The organism is Microbacterium istanbulense (assembly GCF_037204145.1).
Lineage (GTDB): Bacteria > Actinomycetota > Actinomycetes > Actinomycetales > Microbacteriaceae > Microbacterium > Microbacterium istanbulense.
On sequence record NZ_JBBDGN010000002.1, the window covers coordinates 341,065 to 356,517 of the forward strand.

General features: G+C 69.6%; 15 protein-coding genes, 1 tRNA gene and 1 pseudogene. 10 read left to right on the top strand and 7 right to left on the bottom strand.

The features are described 5' to 3' along the window. Nucleotides 1-5: 5 nt before the first annotated feature. Both WDU93_RS04555 and WDU93_RS04560 read left to right on the top strand, forming a co-directional pair. Nucleotides 6-1,328, top strand: a complete 1,323-nt coding sequence (locus WDU93_RS04555) for a S8 family serine peptidase (protein ID WP_337318005.1) — start codon at nucleotides 6-8, stop codon at nucleotides 1,326-1,328. Between the two features lie 58 nt (nucleotides 1,329-1,386). Beyond that, nucleotides 1,387-2,913 (top strand): NAD(P)/FAD-dependent oxidoreductase, encoded by a 1,527-nt coding sequence (locus tag WDU93_RS04560; RefSeq protein WP_337318098.1) that lies wholly within the window; start codon nucleotides 1,387-1,389, stop codon nucleotides 2,911-2,913. 93 nt (nucleotides 2,914-3,006) lie between these two features. On the opposite strand, the gene WDU93_RS04565 is transcribed toward WDU93_RS04560, so the two are convergent. Further along, nucleotides 3,007-3,864, bottom strand: coding sequence for a LysR family transcriptional regulator (locus WDU93_RS04565; protein WP_337318007.1), 858 nt, complete (start codon nucleotides 3,862-3,864; stop codon nucleotides 3,007-3,009). A 68-nt stretch (nucleotides 3,865-3,932) separates the two neighbouring features. Here WDU93_RS04565 and WDU93_RS04570 point away from each other — a divergent pair, with 68 nt between their 5' ends. After that, nucleotides 3,933-4,838 carry an EamA family transporter gene (locus tag WDU93_RS04570; protein ID WP_337318010.1) on the top strand — a complete coding sequence of 302 codons (906 nt, stop codon included), beginning with the start codon at nucleotides 3,933-3,935 and terminating at the stop codon, nucleotides 4,836-4,838. 1 nt (nucleotide 4,839) lies between these two features. Here the strand turns inward: WDU93_RS04570 and WDU93_RS04575 are convergent. Further along, nucleotides 4,840-4,912: transfer RNA gene (locus WDU93_RS04575), tRNA-Leu, on the bottom strand. Between the two features lie 56 nt (nucleotides 4,913-4,968). On the opposite strand from WDU93_RS04575, the gene WDU93_RS04580 reads away from it, so the two are divergent. The 4 genes and pseudogenes from WDU93_RS04580 to WDU93_RS04600 all read left to right on the top strand — a co-directional run bounded on the left by WDU93_RS04580 (nucleotide 4,969) and on the right by WDU93_RS04600 (nucleotide 9,026). Further along, nucleotides 4,969-5,820 (top strand): PhzF family phenazine biosynthesis protein, encoded by an 852-nt coding sequence (locus WDU93_RS04580; RefSeq protein WP_337318011.1) that lies wholly within the window; start codon nucleotides 4,969-4,971, stop codon nucleotides 5,818-5,820. 29 nt (nucleotides 5,821-5,849) lie between these two features. Then, nucleotides 5,850-7,088 carry an alanine racemase gene (locus WDU93_RS04585; RefSeq protein WP_337318013.1) on the top strand — a complete coding sequence of 413 codons (1,239 nt, stop codon included), beginning with the start codon at nucleotides 5,850-5,852 and terminating at the stop codon, nucleotides 7,086-7,088. Further along, a pseudogene (locus tag WDU93_RS04590) lies at nucleotides 7,085-8,387 on the top strand (D-arabinono-1,4-lactone oxidase). Before WDU93_RS04585 ends, WDU93_RS04590 begins: the two are co-directional and overlap by 4 nt. Before the next feature lie 72 nt (nucleotides 8,388-8,459). Then, entirely contained in the window at nucleotides 8,460-9,026 is a 567-nt protein-coding gene (locus WDU93_RS04600; RefSeq protein WP_337318017.1) for a LemA family protein, read from the top strand. 15 nt (nucleotides 9,027-9,041) lie between these two features. Here the strand turns inward: WDU93_RS04600 and WDU93_RS04605 are convergent, their stop codons facing one another. Beyond that, complete coding sequence (locus tag WDU93_RS04605; RefSeq protein ID WP_337318019.1) at nucleotides 9,042-10,298, bottom strand: winged helix-turn-helix domain-containing protein; 1,257 nt, start codon at nucleotides 10,296-10,298, stop codon at nucleotides 9,042-9,044. Between the two features lie 69 nt (nucleotides 10,299-10,367). On the opposite strand from WDU93_RS04605, the gene WDU93_RS04610 reads away from it, so the two are divergent. Then, nucleotides 10,368-11,567, top strand: a complete 1,200-nt coding sequence (locus WDU93_RS04610; protein ID WP_337318021.1) for an AI-2E family transporter — start codon at nucleotides 10,368-10,370, stop codon at nucleotides 11,565-11,567. Beyond that, the gene (gene ilvA, locus WDU93_RS04615) at nucleotides 11,564-12,793 is read left to right on the top strand and encodes a threonine ammonia-lyase (protein WP_337318023.1); all 1,230 of its coding nucleotides are present in this window, start codon (nucleotides 11,564-11,566) and stop codon (nucleotides 12,791-12,793) included. Before WDU93_RS04610 ends, ilvA begins: the two co-directional genes overlap by 4 nt. 85 nt (nucleotides 12,794-12,878) lie before the next feature. On the opposite strand, the gene greA is transcribed toward ilvA, so the two are convergent. Both greA and WDU93_RS04625 read right to left on the bottom strand, forming a co-directional pair. Then, on the bottom strand, nucleotides 12,879-13,364 hold the full coding sequence (greA, locus tag WDU93_RS04620) for a transcription elongation factor GreA (protein ID WP_337318025.1): 486 nt from the start codon (nucleotides 13,362-13,364) through the stop codon (nucleotides 12,879-12,881). A gap of 119 nt (nucleotides 13,365-13,483) precedes the next feature. Continuing rightward, nucleotides 13,484-13,870, bottom strand: coding sequence for a DUF4307 domain-containing protein (locus WDU93_RS04625; RefSeq protein WP_337318027.1), 387 nt, complete (start codon nucleotides 13,868-13,870; stop codon nucleotides 13,484-13,486). Nucleotides 13,871-13,953: 83 nt separating this feature from the next. On the opposite strand from WDU93_RS04625, the gene WDU93_RS04630 reads away from it, so the two are divergent. Continuing rightward, nucleotides 13,954-14,220 (top strand): hypothetical protein, encoded by a 267-nt coding sequence (locus tag WDU93_RS04630; protein ID WP_337318029.1) that lies wholly within the window; start codon nucleotides 13,954-13,956, stop codon nucleotides 14,218-14,220. Between the two features lie 6 nt (nucleotides 14,221-14,226). Here the strand turns inward: WDU93_RS04630 and WDU93_RS04635 are convergent, their stop codons facing one another. Together WDU93_RS04635 and trhA are read right to left on the bottom strand one after the other, a co-directional pair. After that, nucleotides 14,227-14,700 carry an S-ribosylhomocysteine lyase gene (locus WDU93_RS04635; protein WP_337318031.1) on the bottom strand — a complete coding sequence of 158 codons (474 nt, stop codon included), beginning with the start codon at nucleotides 14,698-14,700 and terminating at the stop codon, nucleotides 14,227-14,229. Nucleotides 14,701-14,740: 40 nt separating this feature from the next. After that, nucleotides 14,741-15,427, bottom strand: a complete 687-nt coding sequence (gene trhA / locus WDU93_RS04640) for a PAQR family membrane homeostasis protein TrhA (protein WP_337318100.1) — start codon at nucleotides 15,425-15,427, stop codon at nucleotides 14,741-14,743. Nucleotides 15,428-15,453: the final 26 nt, after the last annotated feature.

Below are 15,453 nucleotides of genomic sequence, written 5' to 3' on the forward strand. Positions count from 1 at the left end.
GACGGATGCTGCGCTCCCTCGCCGCGTTCGCGGCGTTGGCGGCATCCGTGACGCTCCTCAGCGCGCCGGCGGCGGCCGCCGCCCCCGCAGAGCCTGCGCCCACGAGCACCCCGTCACCCGGGCCTGTCGCCGACGACCCGAGCGACCCCGTGCGCGCGGCGGAGTACTGGCTCGACGGCGCGGGCATCCGGGATGCCTGGAAGGTCACCCGTGGCAAGGGCGCGACGATCGCGGTGATCGACACCGGCATCGGCAAGCCCCCGCTCATCTTCGACGACGCGGTCGCCGGCGGCACCGACGTCTCCGGAAATGGCACCGCCGACGGTCGCACCCCGGTCGGTGCGGTCGATCGGAACCACGGCACCTGGGTGGCATCGCTGGCCGCCGGGCGTGGCAACCCGGACGGCACCGGCATGATCGGCGTGGCTCCCGAGGCGAAGCTGCTGTCGATCTCGCTCGGTTTCGGCGCCTCGGCGGCCGTGCCCTTCGCCGAGCAGGTCGCCACCGCGATGCGGTGGGCGGTCGACAACGGGGCCGACGTGATCAACCTCTCCTTCACGACGAACACGCTCGACTGGGATGAGAGCTGGGATGAGGCATTTCTCTACGCCTATGAGAAGGACGTCGTCGTCGTGGTCGCCGCCGGCAACCGCGGCAGCGGCACCTCGGTGATCGGCGCCCCCGCGACCATCCCCGGCGTGCTGACCGTGGGCGGCGTCGACCAGACCGGAACCGCCAGCGTCGAAGCATCCACCCAGGGCATCACGATCGGCGTCTCGGCTCCCAGTGAATCGCTGCTGGGCATGTCGCCCGACGGCGAGCTGCAGAAGTGGAACGGCACCAGTGGCGCGGCTCCGATCGTCGCCGGCGTCGCGGCACTGGTGCGCTCGGCGCACCCGGATCTGGATGCCGCGAACGTCATCAACCGCATCATCCGCACGGCCACGTCGGTGCCGGGGATGAAGGGGATGCCAGACGCGCTGTACGGATACGGGCTGCTGGATGCGAAGAACGCCGTCTCCGCGTCGATCCCGGAGGTGTCGTCGAACCCGATGGGCGATCTCGAGGAGTGGATCCGGGTGTACCGTCGCGCCGAGTCCGACCCCGAACCTCAGCCCGAGGTGACACCGGTCGCGGTGCCGCCATTGCCGGCTGCCGAACCGCCCACCGAGGCGGGATCGCCCCTGCTGCCCAGCCCCGATTCACTGCGATACGGTACCCTGCCTCTGCTCGCGGTCACAGTCCCTGGTATCCTGATCGGGCTTGGCGTCACCGCTGCTGCCCGGCGCATCCGATCGGCGCGCGATCGACGCACGCCCACCCCCTGACTCTCTGAGGAGTTTTCCCCCTGTGCCTGAGAACAACTCTGTGCCTGCGAACGGCTCTGTGCCCAAGATCCTGATCGTCGGTGGCGGCTACGCGGGCTTCTACACGGCGTGGAAGCTGGAGAAGCACCTTCGCAAGGGCGAAGCCGACGTCACGCTCGTCGACCCGCTGCCGTACATGACGTACCAGCCGTTCCTGCCCGAGGTCGCCGCCGGCTCGATCGAGGCCCGCCACGCCGTGGTCGCCCACCGCCGTCACCTCGACCGCACGCACATCATCACGGCCAAGGTGACCGGCATCGACCACGCCAACAAGGTCGCCACGATCACGCCGCCGACCGGGGAGCCCTACGAGCTCGCGTACGACCACATCGTCGTCACCGCCGGTGCCGTCTCGCGGACCTTCCCGATCCCCGGCATCGCCGACAACGCGATCGGCCTGAAGACGATCGAAGAGGCCGTCGCCGTCCGCGACAAGCTCATGTCGAACTTCGACAAGGCCGCTGGCATGCCCGCCGGTCCCGAGCGTGACCGTCTGCTGACCGTCGTGGTCGTCGGTGGTGGCTTCGCCGGCATCGAGGCTTTCGCTGAGCTGCGTTCGCTCGCCTCGGCGCTCGTGGGCAAGTACCCCGAGATCACGTTCGACGACACGCACTTCCACCTCATCGAGGCCATGGGGCGGATCATGCCCGAGGTCTCGTTGAAGACGAGCGAGTGGGTGCTCAAGGACCTCGCCAAGCGTGGCGCCAATGTGCACCTCGACACCCAGGTCACCGGAGCGATCGACGGCAACGTCGAGCTCTCCACCGGTGAGACCATCCCGACCGACCTCATCGTGTGGACCGCCGGTGTCATGGCCAACCCCACCGTCGTGCGCGGTGGCGACCTGCCCGTCGAAGAGCGTGGCCGCATCCAGACCCGCGCCGACCTGCGCGTCGGCACGGCCGAGGAGCCCCTCGTGGGCGCCTGGGCCGCCGGTGACGTCGCTGCCGTCCCTGATCTCTCGGGTGGCGGTGTCGGCGGCTACTGCGTGCCGAACGCTCAGCACGCCGTGCGTCAGGCGAAGCTGCTCGCGAAGAACATCGTCGCGGTGCTGCGGGGCGAGCAGCCCAAGGAGTACTTCCACAAGAACATGGGCGCCGTCGCGGGCCTGGGCCTGTACAACGGTGTGTTCCAGTCGGGCAACATCGCGCTCAAGGGCTTCATCGCGTGGCTCGCGCACCGCGGTTACCACGGCCTCGCGATGCCGTCGTGGGAGCGCAAGTGGCGTGTGCTGTGGGGCTGGTGGAACAACCTGTGGCTCGGCCGCGACATCGTGAACCTCGAGACTGTGCAGAACCCGCGCTACGTGTTCGAGGAGTTCGCCGCGCGTCCGCGTCCGGCTGCTCCGGCCGCTCCTGCGCCCGCCGCTCCTGCAGCGCCGGCGAAGGAGGTCGCGGCGGAGAAGGCTCCGGCCGCGGCGAAGGCTCCGGCGAAGAAGGCTCCGGCCAAGGCAGCCGCCGACAAGGCGGCGGCAGTGAAGGCGCCCGCCAAGAAGGCTCCGGCCAAGAAGCCGGCTGCCGAGAAGGCTCCGGCCGCCGGCAAGTGATGCCTGCTCGGCGCCGCTGAGCGTCGACCAACGAGAACCCGTCGGGAGAGATCCCGGCGGGTTCTCGCGTTCGGTGGCGGGCCGCGCTGCCTCTCAGGCCGCGTAGAGCCGGGTGACGGCGTCGATCAGCTCGGCAAGGCCGGCGGGGGGATCGTCGCGCCACCAGGCCAGACGCACGGGAACTCGGGGGCCGTCCTTGATGGGTCGGAAGGTCACACCGGGGCGCGGGTGGTGAAACGCCGTGGCCTCGGCGGTGGTGCCCACCCCGTGGCCGGCAGCGATCGCACTGAGCCACTCGTCCACATCGGATGACTCGGCGAAGCGCGGCGTCTGCGCCGACCCCGCCCACAGCTCAGCTCCCGTCGAGCCCGTGCGGGAGTCGATGATGACGGTGCGTTCGGCTACCTCGGCCATGGTCAGTTGCCGGCGCCGTGACCAGGCCGGGTCATCGGAGGCGAACGCCACCAGGCGGCGCTCCAGCCCGACGATCACCGAGTCGAAGCGCCTCTCGTCGGCCGGACGTCGCAGGATCGCCACGTCGCAGGCGCCCTCGCCGAGTCCCGCGGTGGGGGTGTTGTGTCGAATCAGATGCAGCTCGCGTGCGGGATGATCGGCGTCCCAACCGCGCTGCAACTGTGTGGTGTGCGCGCCGAGCGCGGCCCAGGCGTAGCCCAGCCGGAGTACGCCGTGCCGCGAGCGGACGAACTCCCCGAAACGGTCGGCCTCCGCCAGCAGCCGTCGCACGGCCGGAAGCAGCTGGTGTCCGGTCGGGGTGGGTTCGCAGCCGCGGGGCGTGCGCCGCAGCACCCGTTCACCCACCTGTCGCTCGAGGGCCGCGATCGTGCGTGAGACTGCTGCCTGTGAGGTGTGCAGGGCGGATGCCGCATCCGTGAACGACCCCGTGTCGACGGCCGTGGCGAACACCCGCAGCTCGCGCAGACTCCATTCCATACGCTGAGCGTATAGCAGAGTCAAAGATTGCATTATGCGTATGTACGATGGCTGCTTAGCGTGAGCGCATGACACAGCTCACGGATGCACTTCGCGCTGCCGCGGCGGCCGGCGAGCACGACCGGGCGAGCGGCCTGGCCCTCGTGGTGGCCGCCTCCGTCTCGAACCAGGCGGGAGCCGCCGTCGGCGCGCTCGCCTTCCCCGCCATCGGACCCGTGGGTGTCGTCGCGGTGCGTCAGATCGTCACCGCGCTCGTGCTCACGGCATCCGTCCGCCCGCGTCTGCGCACCCTGCGCCGCGGCCAGTGGATGCCGATCATCGGCCTCGCACTGGCGTTCAGTGTGATGAACCTCGGCCTGTACGCGGCAGTTGAACGCATCGGTCTGGGGCTCGCTGTCACGCTGGAGTTCCTCGGGCCGCTGGCCGTCGCGATCCTCTCGTCGCGACGCCGCACCGATATCGCCTGCGCGATGCTGGCCGGCGTGGGCGTGGTGGTCCTCACCGACCCCGGCCCGTCGACCGATCTCGTCGGGATCGCCCTCGCGCTCACGGCCGCGGCGGCCTGGGCGGGGTACATCCTGCTCAACCGTGCAGTGGGGCGACGGGTCCCCGGCATCCAGGGCACCGCCGCCGCCAGCCTGCTCACGGGACTGGCCTGGCTGCCGGTGGCGGCGCTGTGGTTCCTCGCCCATCCGCCGACACCGCTCGCGCTCGTCCTCGCCGCGACGTGCGGTGTGCTCGCCTCCGTCATCCCGTACGTGTTCGACCTGCTCGCCCTGCGCCGGATCCCCGCGTCGCTGTTCGGCACGCTGACGAGCCTGAACCCGGTGTGGGCGGCGCTGGCAGGCTGGGCCGTGCTCGGGCAGCTGCTCACCGTGCAGGCGTGGGTGGGACTGAGCCTGATCGTCACGGCCAATGCGGTCGTGTCCCTGCGCGGAGCGCGGTTGCGGCCGACGCGACTGACCGGTGGCTGAGTGCCCCCACTGGGATTCGAACCCAGACTGAAGCGAGTTTAAGTCGCCTGCCTCTGCCGTTGGGCTATGGGGGCGCGCGCCCATAGCCTAGTTGTCCTGAGCGCTGTCGACTCGCAGAAAGGCGCACCCGATGCCCGCACCCACCCGCCGTTTCCGCCAGGTCGATGTCTTCGGGCAGGGTGTCGGCACGGGAAATCCCGTGGCCGTCGTGCTGGATGCCGAGGGGCTCGACGATGCGGAGCTGCGCCGCTTCTCGGCGTGGACCAACCTCTCGGAATGCACGTTCGTGCTGCCGCCCACCACGGCCGAGGCCGACTACCGGGTGCGGATCTTCAGCCTGAACACGGAGCTGCCGTTCGCCGGGCATCCGACGCTCGGAACGGCCCGTGCCTGGTTGGGTGCCGGTGGCGAGCCACGCGTTGCCGATCGTGTCATTCAGGAGTGCGCCGCCGGCCTCGTCCCCGTGCGGATCGAGGACGACATCCTCTCCTTCAGCGCCCCGCCGCGCACGCGTTCCGGCCCCGTCGACCCCGCGCTGCGGGCGACGCTCGCCGAGATCCTCGGCATCGCCGACGGCGACATCATCGACGCGGAGTGGCTCGACAACGGCCCCGGCTGGGTGGGACTGCTGCTCGCGGATGCCGCAGCCGTGCGTGCTCTGCACCCCGATGCCTCCGCGCATCCGGGACGCTGGGACATCGGCGTTCTGGGGCTGCACCCGCCCGGCGCGGGCACGGCGCTCGAGGTACGGGCCTTCTTCACCGAGGGCGACGCCCCGCTCCGCGAAGATCCGGTGACCGGCAGCCTGAACGCGTCGGCAGCAGAATGGCTGACCTCCAGCGGACGCCTCACCGCCCCGTACCTCGCGTCACAGGGCGGGGCGATGGGCCGGGCCGGCCGGGTGCACGTCTCGGCCGAGGGTGACCGCCTCTGGATCGGCGGCCGTGCCGAGGTGGTGATCAGCGGAACCGTCGCACTCTGACACGGCGGCCGACGCCCTAGGGTGGAGGGGTGCTCGAGCTCATCGCGGATCAGGGCCCGCCGGCGTCGTCCGCCGGCGACTGGCGGAATCCGGCCCACTACTGGCGCACGCTGACCGACGCCACCGCTCACCTCGCTGCACCGGTCGCGGTGATCGACCAGGTCGCCCTGCGACACAACGCGCTCGACCTGCTGGTCCGTGCCGGCGGCGTCCCCATCCGGGTCGCCTCCAAATCCGTGCGGGTGCGGGCCGTGCTCGATGCGGTGCTGCGCCTGCCCGGCTATCGCGGCATCCTCGCCTTCACGTTGCCCGAAGCGCTCTGGCTCGCCGAGGCCCACGATGACATCGTCGTCGGGTACCCCACCGTCGACCGTGCGGCGATCGAACGGCTTGCGCGCGACGACCAGGCGGCCGCCCGGATCACCCTCATGATCGACGACCCCGCCCAGCTCGATCTCATCGACGATGTCGTCGCGCCCACCGCACGCCCCGAGCTCCGCGTGGCCATCGATGTGGACGCCTCCCTGCGATCGGCGACGTTCGGCCATGTCGGCGTGCGGCGCTCCCCGCTGTTCACCGCCGCGGACGCCGCCGCCCTCGCCCGGGAGATCGTCTCGCGCCCCGGATTCCGGCTTGTCGGCATCCAGATGTACGAGGCGCAGATCGCCGGACAGCCGGATGCCGTCGGAACCGAGGCCCCGGTGATCCGCAGACTGCAGGCCACATCGCGTGCGGAGCTGCGCCGCCGCCGTGCCGAGGTCGCCGCCGCCGTGCTCGAGGTATCCCCGCTGGAATTCGTCAACGGTGGGGGGACGGGCTCGCTCGAATTCACCGGCCGCGACTTTGCCGTCACCGAGGTGACCGCCGGCAGCGGGCTGCTCGCCGGACACCTCTTCGACGGCTACCGCCGGTTCTCGCTCGCGCCGGCCGCGGCATTCGCGCTCGACGTCGTGCGCAGACCCGCGCCCGACATCGCCACACTGCTCGGGGGCGGTTGGATCGCCTCCGGGCCCGCGCTCGCCTCCCGGCAGCCACTGCCCGTGTGGCCGCCGCAGCTGCGCACCTTGCCGCGGGAGGCGGCCGGAGAAGTGCAGACGCCGGTGCAGGGCGAGGGAGCTCGCGACCTGCGCATCGGCGACAGGGTGTGGCTGCGCCACGCTAAGAGCGGCGAAGCCGCCGAACGCACCGACCGCTACCACCTCGTCTCGGGTGGTGTCATCACCGATGAACTGCTCACCTACCGCGGAGAAGGAAAGGCATTCCTGTGACACGACCAGGCGGCACCTGGCAGAACTGGGCGCGCACGGCCTCCGTCCGTCCTGTCCGCATCGAGCGTCCCCGCTCACCCGAGGGCGTGCAGCGCGCCGTCAAGGCGGCCGCAAAGCACGGCCTGACGGTCAAGGCGATCGGCGCCGGACACAGCTTCACCGGCATCGGTGTCGCCTCCGGCGTGCTGCTCGAACTCGACGACCTGCAGGGCCTGGTCGCTGCCGACCGGGAGAGTGGGCTGGTCACCCTGCTCGCCGGCACCCGGCTGCACCGCATCCCGCGTCTGCTCGCGCCCTTCGGCCTCGCGATGCAGAATCTCGGCGACATCGACCGGCAGTCGATCGCCGGGGCGATCTCGACCGGAACTCACGGCACGGGCGCCCAGTTCGGCGGCATCGCGACCCAGGTGCGCGGCCTCACGCTCATCACCGCCGACGGCGCGTTCCTGCGCATCGACGCCGACAACAACCCCGAGTTGCTGCCCGCGGCCGCCGTCTCCCTCGGGGCACTCGGCATCATCGTCGAGGTCACGCTGCAGTGCGTTCCCGCCTTCGTGCTTGCTGCCGTCGACGCCCCTGCGCCGCTCGACGAGGTGCTCGGCAGCCTGCCGGCGCGGGCGGCGGATGCCGATCACTTCGAGTTCTACTGGCATCCGCACACCGACGTCGCGCTCACCAAGACCCAGACCCGCCTGCCGGAGTCGGCCACCCGCTCGCCGCGGCCCGCTGTGGGGCGTTGGGTCGACGAGCAGGTGCTCAGCAACGGCGTGTTCGGCGCGTTCTGCGCCGTGAGCAGGGCCGCGCCCGCTGTCATCCCCCCGTTCAACCGGCTGGCGGTGCGTCTCACCGGTGACGCGGCGTACTCCGACCAGTCGCATCGGGTGCTCATCCACAGTCGGCGCGTGCGGTTCCGTGAAATGGAGTACGCGCTGCCGATCGATGTCGTCGTCCCTGCCTTCCAGGCCGTGCGCCTGCTCATCGTCGAACGGGGCTGGAAGATCGAGTTCCCGATCGAGGTGCGCTTCGCCCAGGCCGATGACCTGTGGATGTCGACCGCCACCGGCCGCGACAGTGCGTACATCGCCGTGCACCGCTACGCGGGCGTCAACCCCACATGCGGTCGAGCAGATCATGCTCGAATACGGCGGCCGGCCGCACTGGGGCAAGCTGCATGGACTGGATGCCGAACAGCTGCGCGCCCGTTATCCGCGCTACGACGACTTCGTCGCACTCCGTGACAAACTCGATCCTGAGCGCGTGTTCGGAAACAGGCATCTCGAGCGGATTCTCGGCGCCTGAACCGGCGGCGCGCCCAGCCGATCCGCAGGCTCGGGCCATAGGATTGACCGGAACCACAGAGGGGGCACGGGTATGGAGTGGCTTTGGCCTGTACTGATCGTCGTCGGAGTATTGGCGCTCGTCGGTATCTACTTCTGGTCGACGTACAACTCGCTCGTGCAGCTGAACGTGCGCGTCGACGAGGCCTGGAGCGGCATCACCGTGCAGCTCAAGCGTCGAGCCGACCTCATCCCCAACCTCATCGAGACGGTCAAGGGCTATGCGGCTCACGAAAAGGCCGTCTTCGAGGGCGTCACGCGGGCCAGGGCAGAGACCCTCTCCGCTGACGGCCCCGCCGCTGCGGGGATCGCCGAGGGCCACCTGCAGCAGGCGCTGCGCAGCCTGTTCGCCGTCGCCGAGGCGTATCCGCAGCTGCAGGCCAGCCAGAACTATCTGCAGCTGCAGCACTCGCTGGTCGACACCGAAGACAAGATTCAGGCCGCGCGCCGGTTCTACAACGGCGGCGTGCGTGAGCTGAACACCAAGATCAAGGTGTTCCCGAACAACCTCTTCGCCCGCGGCCTCGGCTTCACCGAGCGTGAGTTCTTCGAGGTCGCCGACGACGGCGCCATCTCGGAGCCGCCCCGCGTGCAGTTCTGAGCGCACACGGCGAATTCAGGCGGCGTCTTCCTGAGGATGCCGATGACGCTCGATCCGCGGCATCCGCGCGCTCAGCGCGGCGGCGACTGCCTCGGCGGCGTCGCCCCAGCGTGAGACGCTGATCGCCTCGAGGCCCTGCCATTCCGCGGCCCGCACGAGTTCGTCGGCCAGGGCCTCGACGTCGGCCGGCCGCCCGTGCGGTTCCCACCACGCCGACTGCACACGCAGGGTGGAGGTTGCTCGATCGGCCTTGAGATCGACCCGTGCAGCGATGCGGTCGCCGACGAGCACGGGCAGGGAGTAGTAGCCGTAGCGGCGCTTCTCGGCCGGTACGTAGATCTCGATGCGGTAGTCGAGGTCGAACACGCGCAACGCCCGCTGCCGAAACCACACCACGGGGTCGAACGGGGTGAGCAGCGCGGCGCGGTCGATGCGGCGGGGGAGTGCGGCATCCCGATGGCGCCACGCAGGCACCTCCTTGCCGCTCTGCAGCCACCCGCGCACCTGCACCGGCTCGAGCTCACCCGCGGCGCTCAGCTCGGCGATCGCCGTGCGCACGGCCGAGCGATCGCGCAGCCGGTGGTAGTCGTCGACGTCGGATTCGGTGGCCACGCCGTACGCCCGGAACGCGCGTCGCACCAGCTCACGCACCGCGTCGTCACGCGCGACCGTCCGCTCAAGAACTGCCGCCGGGATCACCTGCTCGGCCAGCGCGTAGCGGCGCTCGAAACCGGCCCTGCCGGCGATGGCCACCTCACCGCAGCGCCACAAATGCTCGAGAGCGACCTTCGCGTCGTCCCAATCCCACCACGAGCCCCGTTCCCGGGGTGCGTCGTCACGCAGGTCGACGGGGCGCAGCGGCCCGCGCTCGCGCAGTTCGGCACGCACCCAGTCGAGCGTGCGGGCGTGCGCGTGCATCCACGCATCCGGTCGCGCCGCCCGCTGCCGCCACTCCTCCATGCGGAAGCCCCACAGCGACCAGTCCGCCACCGGCATGAACGTCGCCTCGTGCGCGAGGTACTCGACGTAGTGACGGGTGGACTGCAGGAAGGTGCGATCGAGCAGGTTGGGCTCATAGCTGCCCAGACGCGAGAACATCGGCATGTAGTGCGACCTGGCGAACACGTTGACCGAGTCGATCTGCAACACGCCCATGCGTTCCATGGCCCGGTGCAGATGTCGCGACGACACGGCGTCCGGCCGCGCACGGGAGAATCCCTGCGCGCCCAAGGTCATCCGCCGCGCCTCTGCCGCGCTGAGGGTCTGCATCATCCGCCCAGCGTATCCACGGCCTCCGACATCATCACGGAACTCGCATATCTCGCCCTCTAGACTTGCGAAATGAGCGACGAGCGCAGGCCGAGGTTCAGAAACCCGTTCCGTCCCCTCCCTCCGGCATCCACCGATCGTACGGTGACCACAGAGCCGGACGAATACGTTCCGCTGTCCTTGCGGATCACGGCCTCGTACGCGTGGCGGATGCTGTTCATCGCCGCCGTCATCGCGGTGTTCATCTGGCTGGTGATCACGCTCAAGCTGCTCGTCATCCCGTTCATGGTGGCGATCCTCGTGGCGGCCCTGCTCTGGCCGGGGATGGAGCTGCTGCTCCGGCGGAACGTGCCCAAGTGGCTGTCGATCGTGATCACGCTGCTGGGCACGTTCGCGATCGTCACCGGGCTCATCTGGCTGGTCGTCTGGCAGGTCCGCGACCAGCTCGGCGACGTGCAGGCCAAGACGCGGGAGTCCATCCGCGACCTGCAGGAGTTCCTCATCTCCGGTCCGCTGCAGCTCACCGAGGCGCAGATCGAGGAGTACCTGCAGCGCGGGCTCAAGCTGCTGCAAGACCAGGCAGACTTCATCATCAACGCGGCCAGTGCGGTCGGCGGCACGGCCGCCCACATCGCTACCGGCGCGGTGCTGGCGGTGTTCATCCTCATCTGCCTGCTCGCCGACGGTGGGGGCATCTGGCGCTGGACCCTGCGCCTGTTCCCCCGGGTCGCGCGGCCGGCGACCGACGCCGCCGCACGCAACGGCTGGGCGACCGTCGTCAACTACGCCAGGACTCAGATCCTCGTCGCCGCGATCGACGGCTTCGGCATCGGCCTCGGCGCGGCTCTGCTCGGTGTGCCGCTGGCGATCCCGATCGGTGTGCTCGTCTTCCTCGGTGCGTTCGTGCCGATCGTCGGTGCGGTCGTCACCGGTGCGGTCGCCGTCGTGATCGCGCTCATCTACAACGGACCGATCATCGCGATCGCCATGCTCGGCGTCGTGCTGGCCGTGCAGCAGATCGAGGGTCACATCCTGCAGCCCATCCTCATGGGCTCGGCCGTCAAGGTGCATCCGCTCGCCGTGGTGCTCGTCGTGGCTGGCGGCACGATGATTGCCGGCATCCCCGGAGCCTTGTTCGCTGTGCCGCTCGCGGCCTTCATCAATGTCTTCGCCCTCACGATCAGCTCCGGCTCGTGGCGCACGGGAGAGATCCCCGAGGGTGATGTGATCTGGAGCACAGTGCCGCGCGAGCGGCGAAGGAGGAGTCGATGACCGCAGTGCCGAGCCTTGCCGAGTTCGAGTCTGCCGCTCGGAGTCTGGTGGGGGTCATCTCGCACACACCCGCGCTGCCGTCCCGCGCATTGAGTGATGTGGCGGGCGTACCCGTAGTGCTGAAGATGGAGAACCTGCAGCGCACCGGCTCGTTCAAGATCCGCGGCGCGACCTACCGCCTGGCGCAGCTGACCGACGAGGAGCGCGCCCGCGGTGTCGTCGCCGCCTCGGCCGGCAACCACGCCCAGGGCGTCGCCCTCGCCGCGCAGGCGCTCGGGATCCCGGCGACGATCTTCATGCCGATCGGCGTGCCCGTGCCCAAGCTGCTCGCCACCCGCGGCTACGGGGCCGAGGTCGTGCTCGAGGGTGAGACCGTCGCGACTTCGCTGCGTTTGGCGGCGGAGTTCGCGGAGCGCACCGGCGCCGTGCTCATCCACCCCTTCGACCACCGTGATGTCGTGATCGGTCAGGGCACCCTGGGGCTGGAGGTCTACCAGGACGTGCCCGATGTCGAGACGCTGCTGGTGGGGATCGGCGGCGGTGGCCTCATCGCCGGGGTCGCCGCGGCCGTCAAGGAGGCGGCCGCACGTGATGGTCGCACCGTGCGGATCATCGGTGTGCAGGCCGAGAATGCGGCTGCGATGCGGCCGTCGATCGACGCCGGGCATCCGGTGGAGATCACCACGCACCCGACGATCGCCGATGGCATCCTCGTCGCCCGCCCGGGTGCCGTGCCGTTCGAGATCGTGCAGGAGTACGTCGACGAGATCGTCACCGTGTCGGATGACGACATCGCCCGTGCCCTGCTGATCCTGCTCGAGCAGGCCAAGGTGGTCGTCGAACCCGCGGGCGCCGTCGGCGTCGCCGCGATCCTCGCCGGGAAGGTGACACCGCAGGGAACGACCGTATCGATCCTCTCGGGCGGCAACATCGACCCACTGCTCATGCAGCGCGTGGTGGCCCACGGCCTGGCGGCCTCGGGCCGGTACCTCACGATCCGCATCCCGCTGCCCGACCGTCCAGGACAGCTCGCCCGTGTGTCGGAACTGCTCGCCGAGGTCGGGGCGAACGTGATGGAGGTCATGCACACCCGGCACGGACAGGGCCTGCAGATCAGCGAGGTCATCCTGCAGCTGTCGATCGAGACCCGAGGCGCCGAGCACACCGAGCTCACCCTCGACACGCTGCGCCGCGCCGGGTTCGACCCGATCGTCGTGCCCGACTGAGAGTCGTTTGACGGCGAAGCCAGCCAACGCAGAACGGCGCCGGATGCCCGAGGGCAACCGGCGCCGTTCGCGTCGCGGTGGGGTCTCAGCCCGTGTAGGTCTCCACGCCGGTGATCTCCACCGAGATCGCGCGGCCGTTGGGTGCCTCGTAGGTGGTCTTCTCGCCGATCTTCAGGCCGATGATGGCCTGGCCGAGCGGGCTCGCCTCGCTGTACACGTCGAGGTCGCTGCCCGCCGCGATCTCGCGGCTGCCCAGCAGGAAGACCTCTTCGTCGCCGGCGACGAGGGCGGTCACGACCGTGCCCGGCTCCACGATGCCGCGGCTGGCCGGAGCCTCGCCGACCTTCGCGGTCTTCAGCAGCTCCTGCAGAGTGCGGATGCGTGCCTCCTGCTTGCCCTGCTCGTCCTTGGCGGCGTGGTAGCCGCCGTTCTCCTTGAGGTCGCCCTCTTCACGGGCCGCCTCGATGCGCTTGGCGATCTCGTCGCGACCCTCGGTCGAGAGGTGTTCGAGCTCGTCGACGAGCCGATCGTATGCTTCCTGCGTGAGGAAAGGTACCTGAGCGTCTGCCATGGCATGCTCCTTCGTGCGGGCCCCTTCAGGGGCGGGTGACCGGCGCTCCGCCCCCACGGGGCCGCCGATATGCCAAGACGCCCCGGCACGGGCCGGGGCGTCGGTGAACGGTCATGAGTCTAAGACACCCAGCAGGTGTTCACCAAACTTGTCGTCGCGGTCGCGACCGTGGGGATCGACACGGTGAGTGCCTGCGCGTGGCTTTCGGATGCCGGGATCTCGACGATCTTCCAGCCCACCACGCCGAACTCCTCATCCTGCGCCTCCACGGCGCACAGGATGTCGGCTCCGGCGGGGCCGGTCACCTGGAAACGCAGGTTCACACTGTGCTCGTCCACGACCTCGAAGCCCAGGTCATCGGCATCCACCGCGTTCATCGTCGAGGCGACCGTCATCCACCCGAACGCGACCACGACGGCCAGCGCGACAGCGCCGCCGATGATCCAGGGCAGGCGTCCTCGACCGGTTCGGCCATAGCGCTCATCGAGCTGCCGGGAGGTGGTCACTGCTTCCTCGAATCTGTGCCGTGGGCGATCGTCGTTAGTCTGGTAGTTCCAGGTTATTCGACCTGTGCAGGAAAGGCGGACCCATGCTCCCGTTCGGCGAGAAGACCCCGATGCCGACGCCCACGATGACCGTGGATCCTGAGTCGGTGACGCCCGGCGCCATCGGCTTCGCCGCCGTGGCACTGCTCGTCGTCATCGTCGTACTTCTCATCTGGGACATGAACCGCCGCATCCGTCGCGTGCGCTACCGCGAAGAGGTGCGCGAGGAGCTTGACGCTGAGCAGGCTGCGCAGGAGGCCGCCGAGCGCGACGACCCGCAGGGCGACGCCGAGGGCGACCAGCCCCGCTGAGGCGACTCAGACGCCGACGCGCTCGAAGGCGTCGAGGCTGATGCCCTGATCGAGGATCAGTCGCGACCACTCGCGCGCGCTGTGCAGGCTGTGGTCGCGGTAGTTGCCGCACTCCACCGCCGAGACGCCGGGCACGTCCTCCCACTGCGCGTCCTCAGCGATGAACCGCAGGCTCTCCCGGATGCCGGCGACGACGTCGGCGATGGCCGGCTCGCCCCACGTCATCAGGTGGAACCCGGTGCGGCATCCGAACGGGGAGATGTCGATGACCCCGTCCAGGTGATCGCGCAGCTGTGAGGCGATCACGTGCTCGATCGTGTGCAGACCAGCCGTGGGGATCTCGCCCTCGTTGGGCTGCACGAACCGCACGTCGAAGTTGCTGATCGCATCGCCCTTGGGGCCATGCTCGACGGCGATCAGGCGCACGTAGGGTGCCTTGACGGCGGTGTGGTCCAGGGTGAAGCTCTCGACGTCGGCCATGGTGGGTTCCTCCGGTTGGGGGCTGTTCGGATGCGTGGGCTCAGGCGGGAGCGCCGAGCGAGGGCACGTGCGGGGCGAGCGAGATCAGCAGGCACGCAGTCCAGTGGCACAGGAAGGCGAGCACCGTGCAGACGTGGAAGATCTCGTGGAAGCCGAAGTGGCCGGGCCACGGGTTCGGCTTCTTCAGGGCGTAGACGATCGCGCCGCCGGTGTAGAGCAGACCGCCCACACACACGAGCACCATCATCGCGACGTTCGCGACGACGAGGTCGCCCATGTACATGACGGCCGCCCAGCCCAGCGCCAGGTAGAGGGCGACGTAGAGCCAGCGTGGCGCGTTGATCCAGAACACCCGGAACAGGATGCCGAGGATTGCTCCTGCCCACACCAGGCACAGCAACAGCAGACCCTTCTGCGGTTCGAGCGCGAGCACCGCGATCGGCGTGTACGTCCCGGCGATCAACAGGAGGATGTTGGCGTGGTCGATGCGCTTGAGCACCATCTTCACCTTGGGGCTCCAGTTGAAGCGGTGATAGACGGCGGAGTTGCCGAACAGCAGCAGCGAGGTGGCCATGAAGACGGCCGCCGCCCACTTCGCCGGAGTGCCGTGCGCGAGAACGATCAGCACCACGCCGGCGGCGATCGCGATCGGCACCGTCGCTGCGTGGATCCACCCGCGCCAGGTCGGCTTGATCTCGACTGCCGCATCGTAGGCCGCGGCTTCCATCAGCGGGAGCACGGGGACGTCGGGCG

What these genes read in the sequence shown, in the direction of transcription:
- WDU93_RS04555 (WP_337318005.1), top strand. Translation starts at nt 6, where the DNA reads ATGCTGCGCTCCCTCGCCGCGTTCGCGGCGTTGGCGGCATCCGTGACG.
- WDU93_RS04565 (WP_337318007.1), bottom strand. Translation starts at nt 3,864, where the DNA reads ATGGAATGGAGTCTGCGCGAGCTGCGGGTGTTCGCCACGGCCGTCGAC.
- WDU93_RS04570 (WP_337318010.1), top strand. Translation starts at nt 3,933, where the DNA reads ATGACACAGCTCACGGATGCACTTCGCGCTGCCGCGGCGGCCGGCGAG.
- WDU93_RS04580 (WP_337318011.1), top strand. Translation starts at nt 4,969, where the DNA reads ATGCCCGCACCCACCCGCCGTTTCCGCCAGGTCGATGTCTTCGGGCAG.
- WDU93_RS04600 (WP_337318017.1), top strand. Translation starts at nt 8,460, where the DNA reads ATGGAGTGGCTTTGGCCTGTACTGATCGTCGTCGGAGTATTGGCGCTC.
- WDU93_RS04605 (WP_337318019.1), bottom strand. Translation starts at nt 10,298, where the DNA reads ATGATGCAGACCCTCAGCGCGGCAGAGGCGCGGCGGATGACCTTGGGC.
- WDU93_RS04610 (WP_337318021.1), top strand. Translation starts at nt 10,368, where the DNA reads ATGAGCGACGAGCGCAGGCCGAGGTTCAGAAACCCGTTCCGTCCCCTC.
- ilvA (WP_337318023.1), top strand. Translation starts at nt 11,564, where the DNA reads ATGACCGCAGTGCCGAGCCTTGCCGAGTTCGAGTCTGCCGCTCGGAGT.
- greA (WP_337318025.1), bottom strand. Translation starts at nt 13,364, where the DNA reads ATGGCAGACGCTCAGGTACCTTTCCTCACGCAGGAAGCATACGATCGG.
- WDU93_RS04630 (WP_337318029.1), top strand. Translation starts at nt 13,954, where the DNA reads ATGCTCCCGTTCGGCGAGAAGACCCCGATGCCGACGCCCACGATGACC.
- WDU93_RS04635 (WP_337318031.1), bottom strand. Translation starts at nt 14,700, where the DNA reads ATGGCCGACGTCGAGAGCTTCACCCTGGACCACACCGCCGTCAAGGCA.
- trhA (WP_337318100.1), bottom strand. Translation starts at nt 15,427, where the DNA reads ATGGAAGCCGCGGCCTACGATGCGGCAGTCGAGATCAAGCCGACCTGG.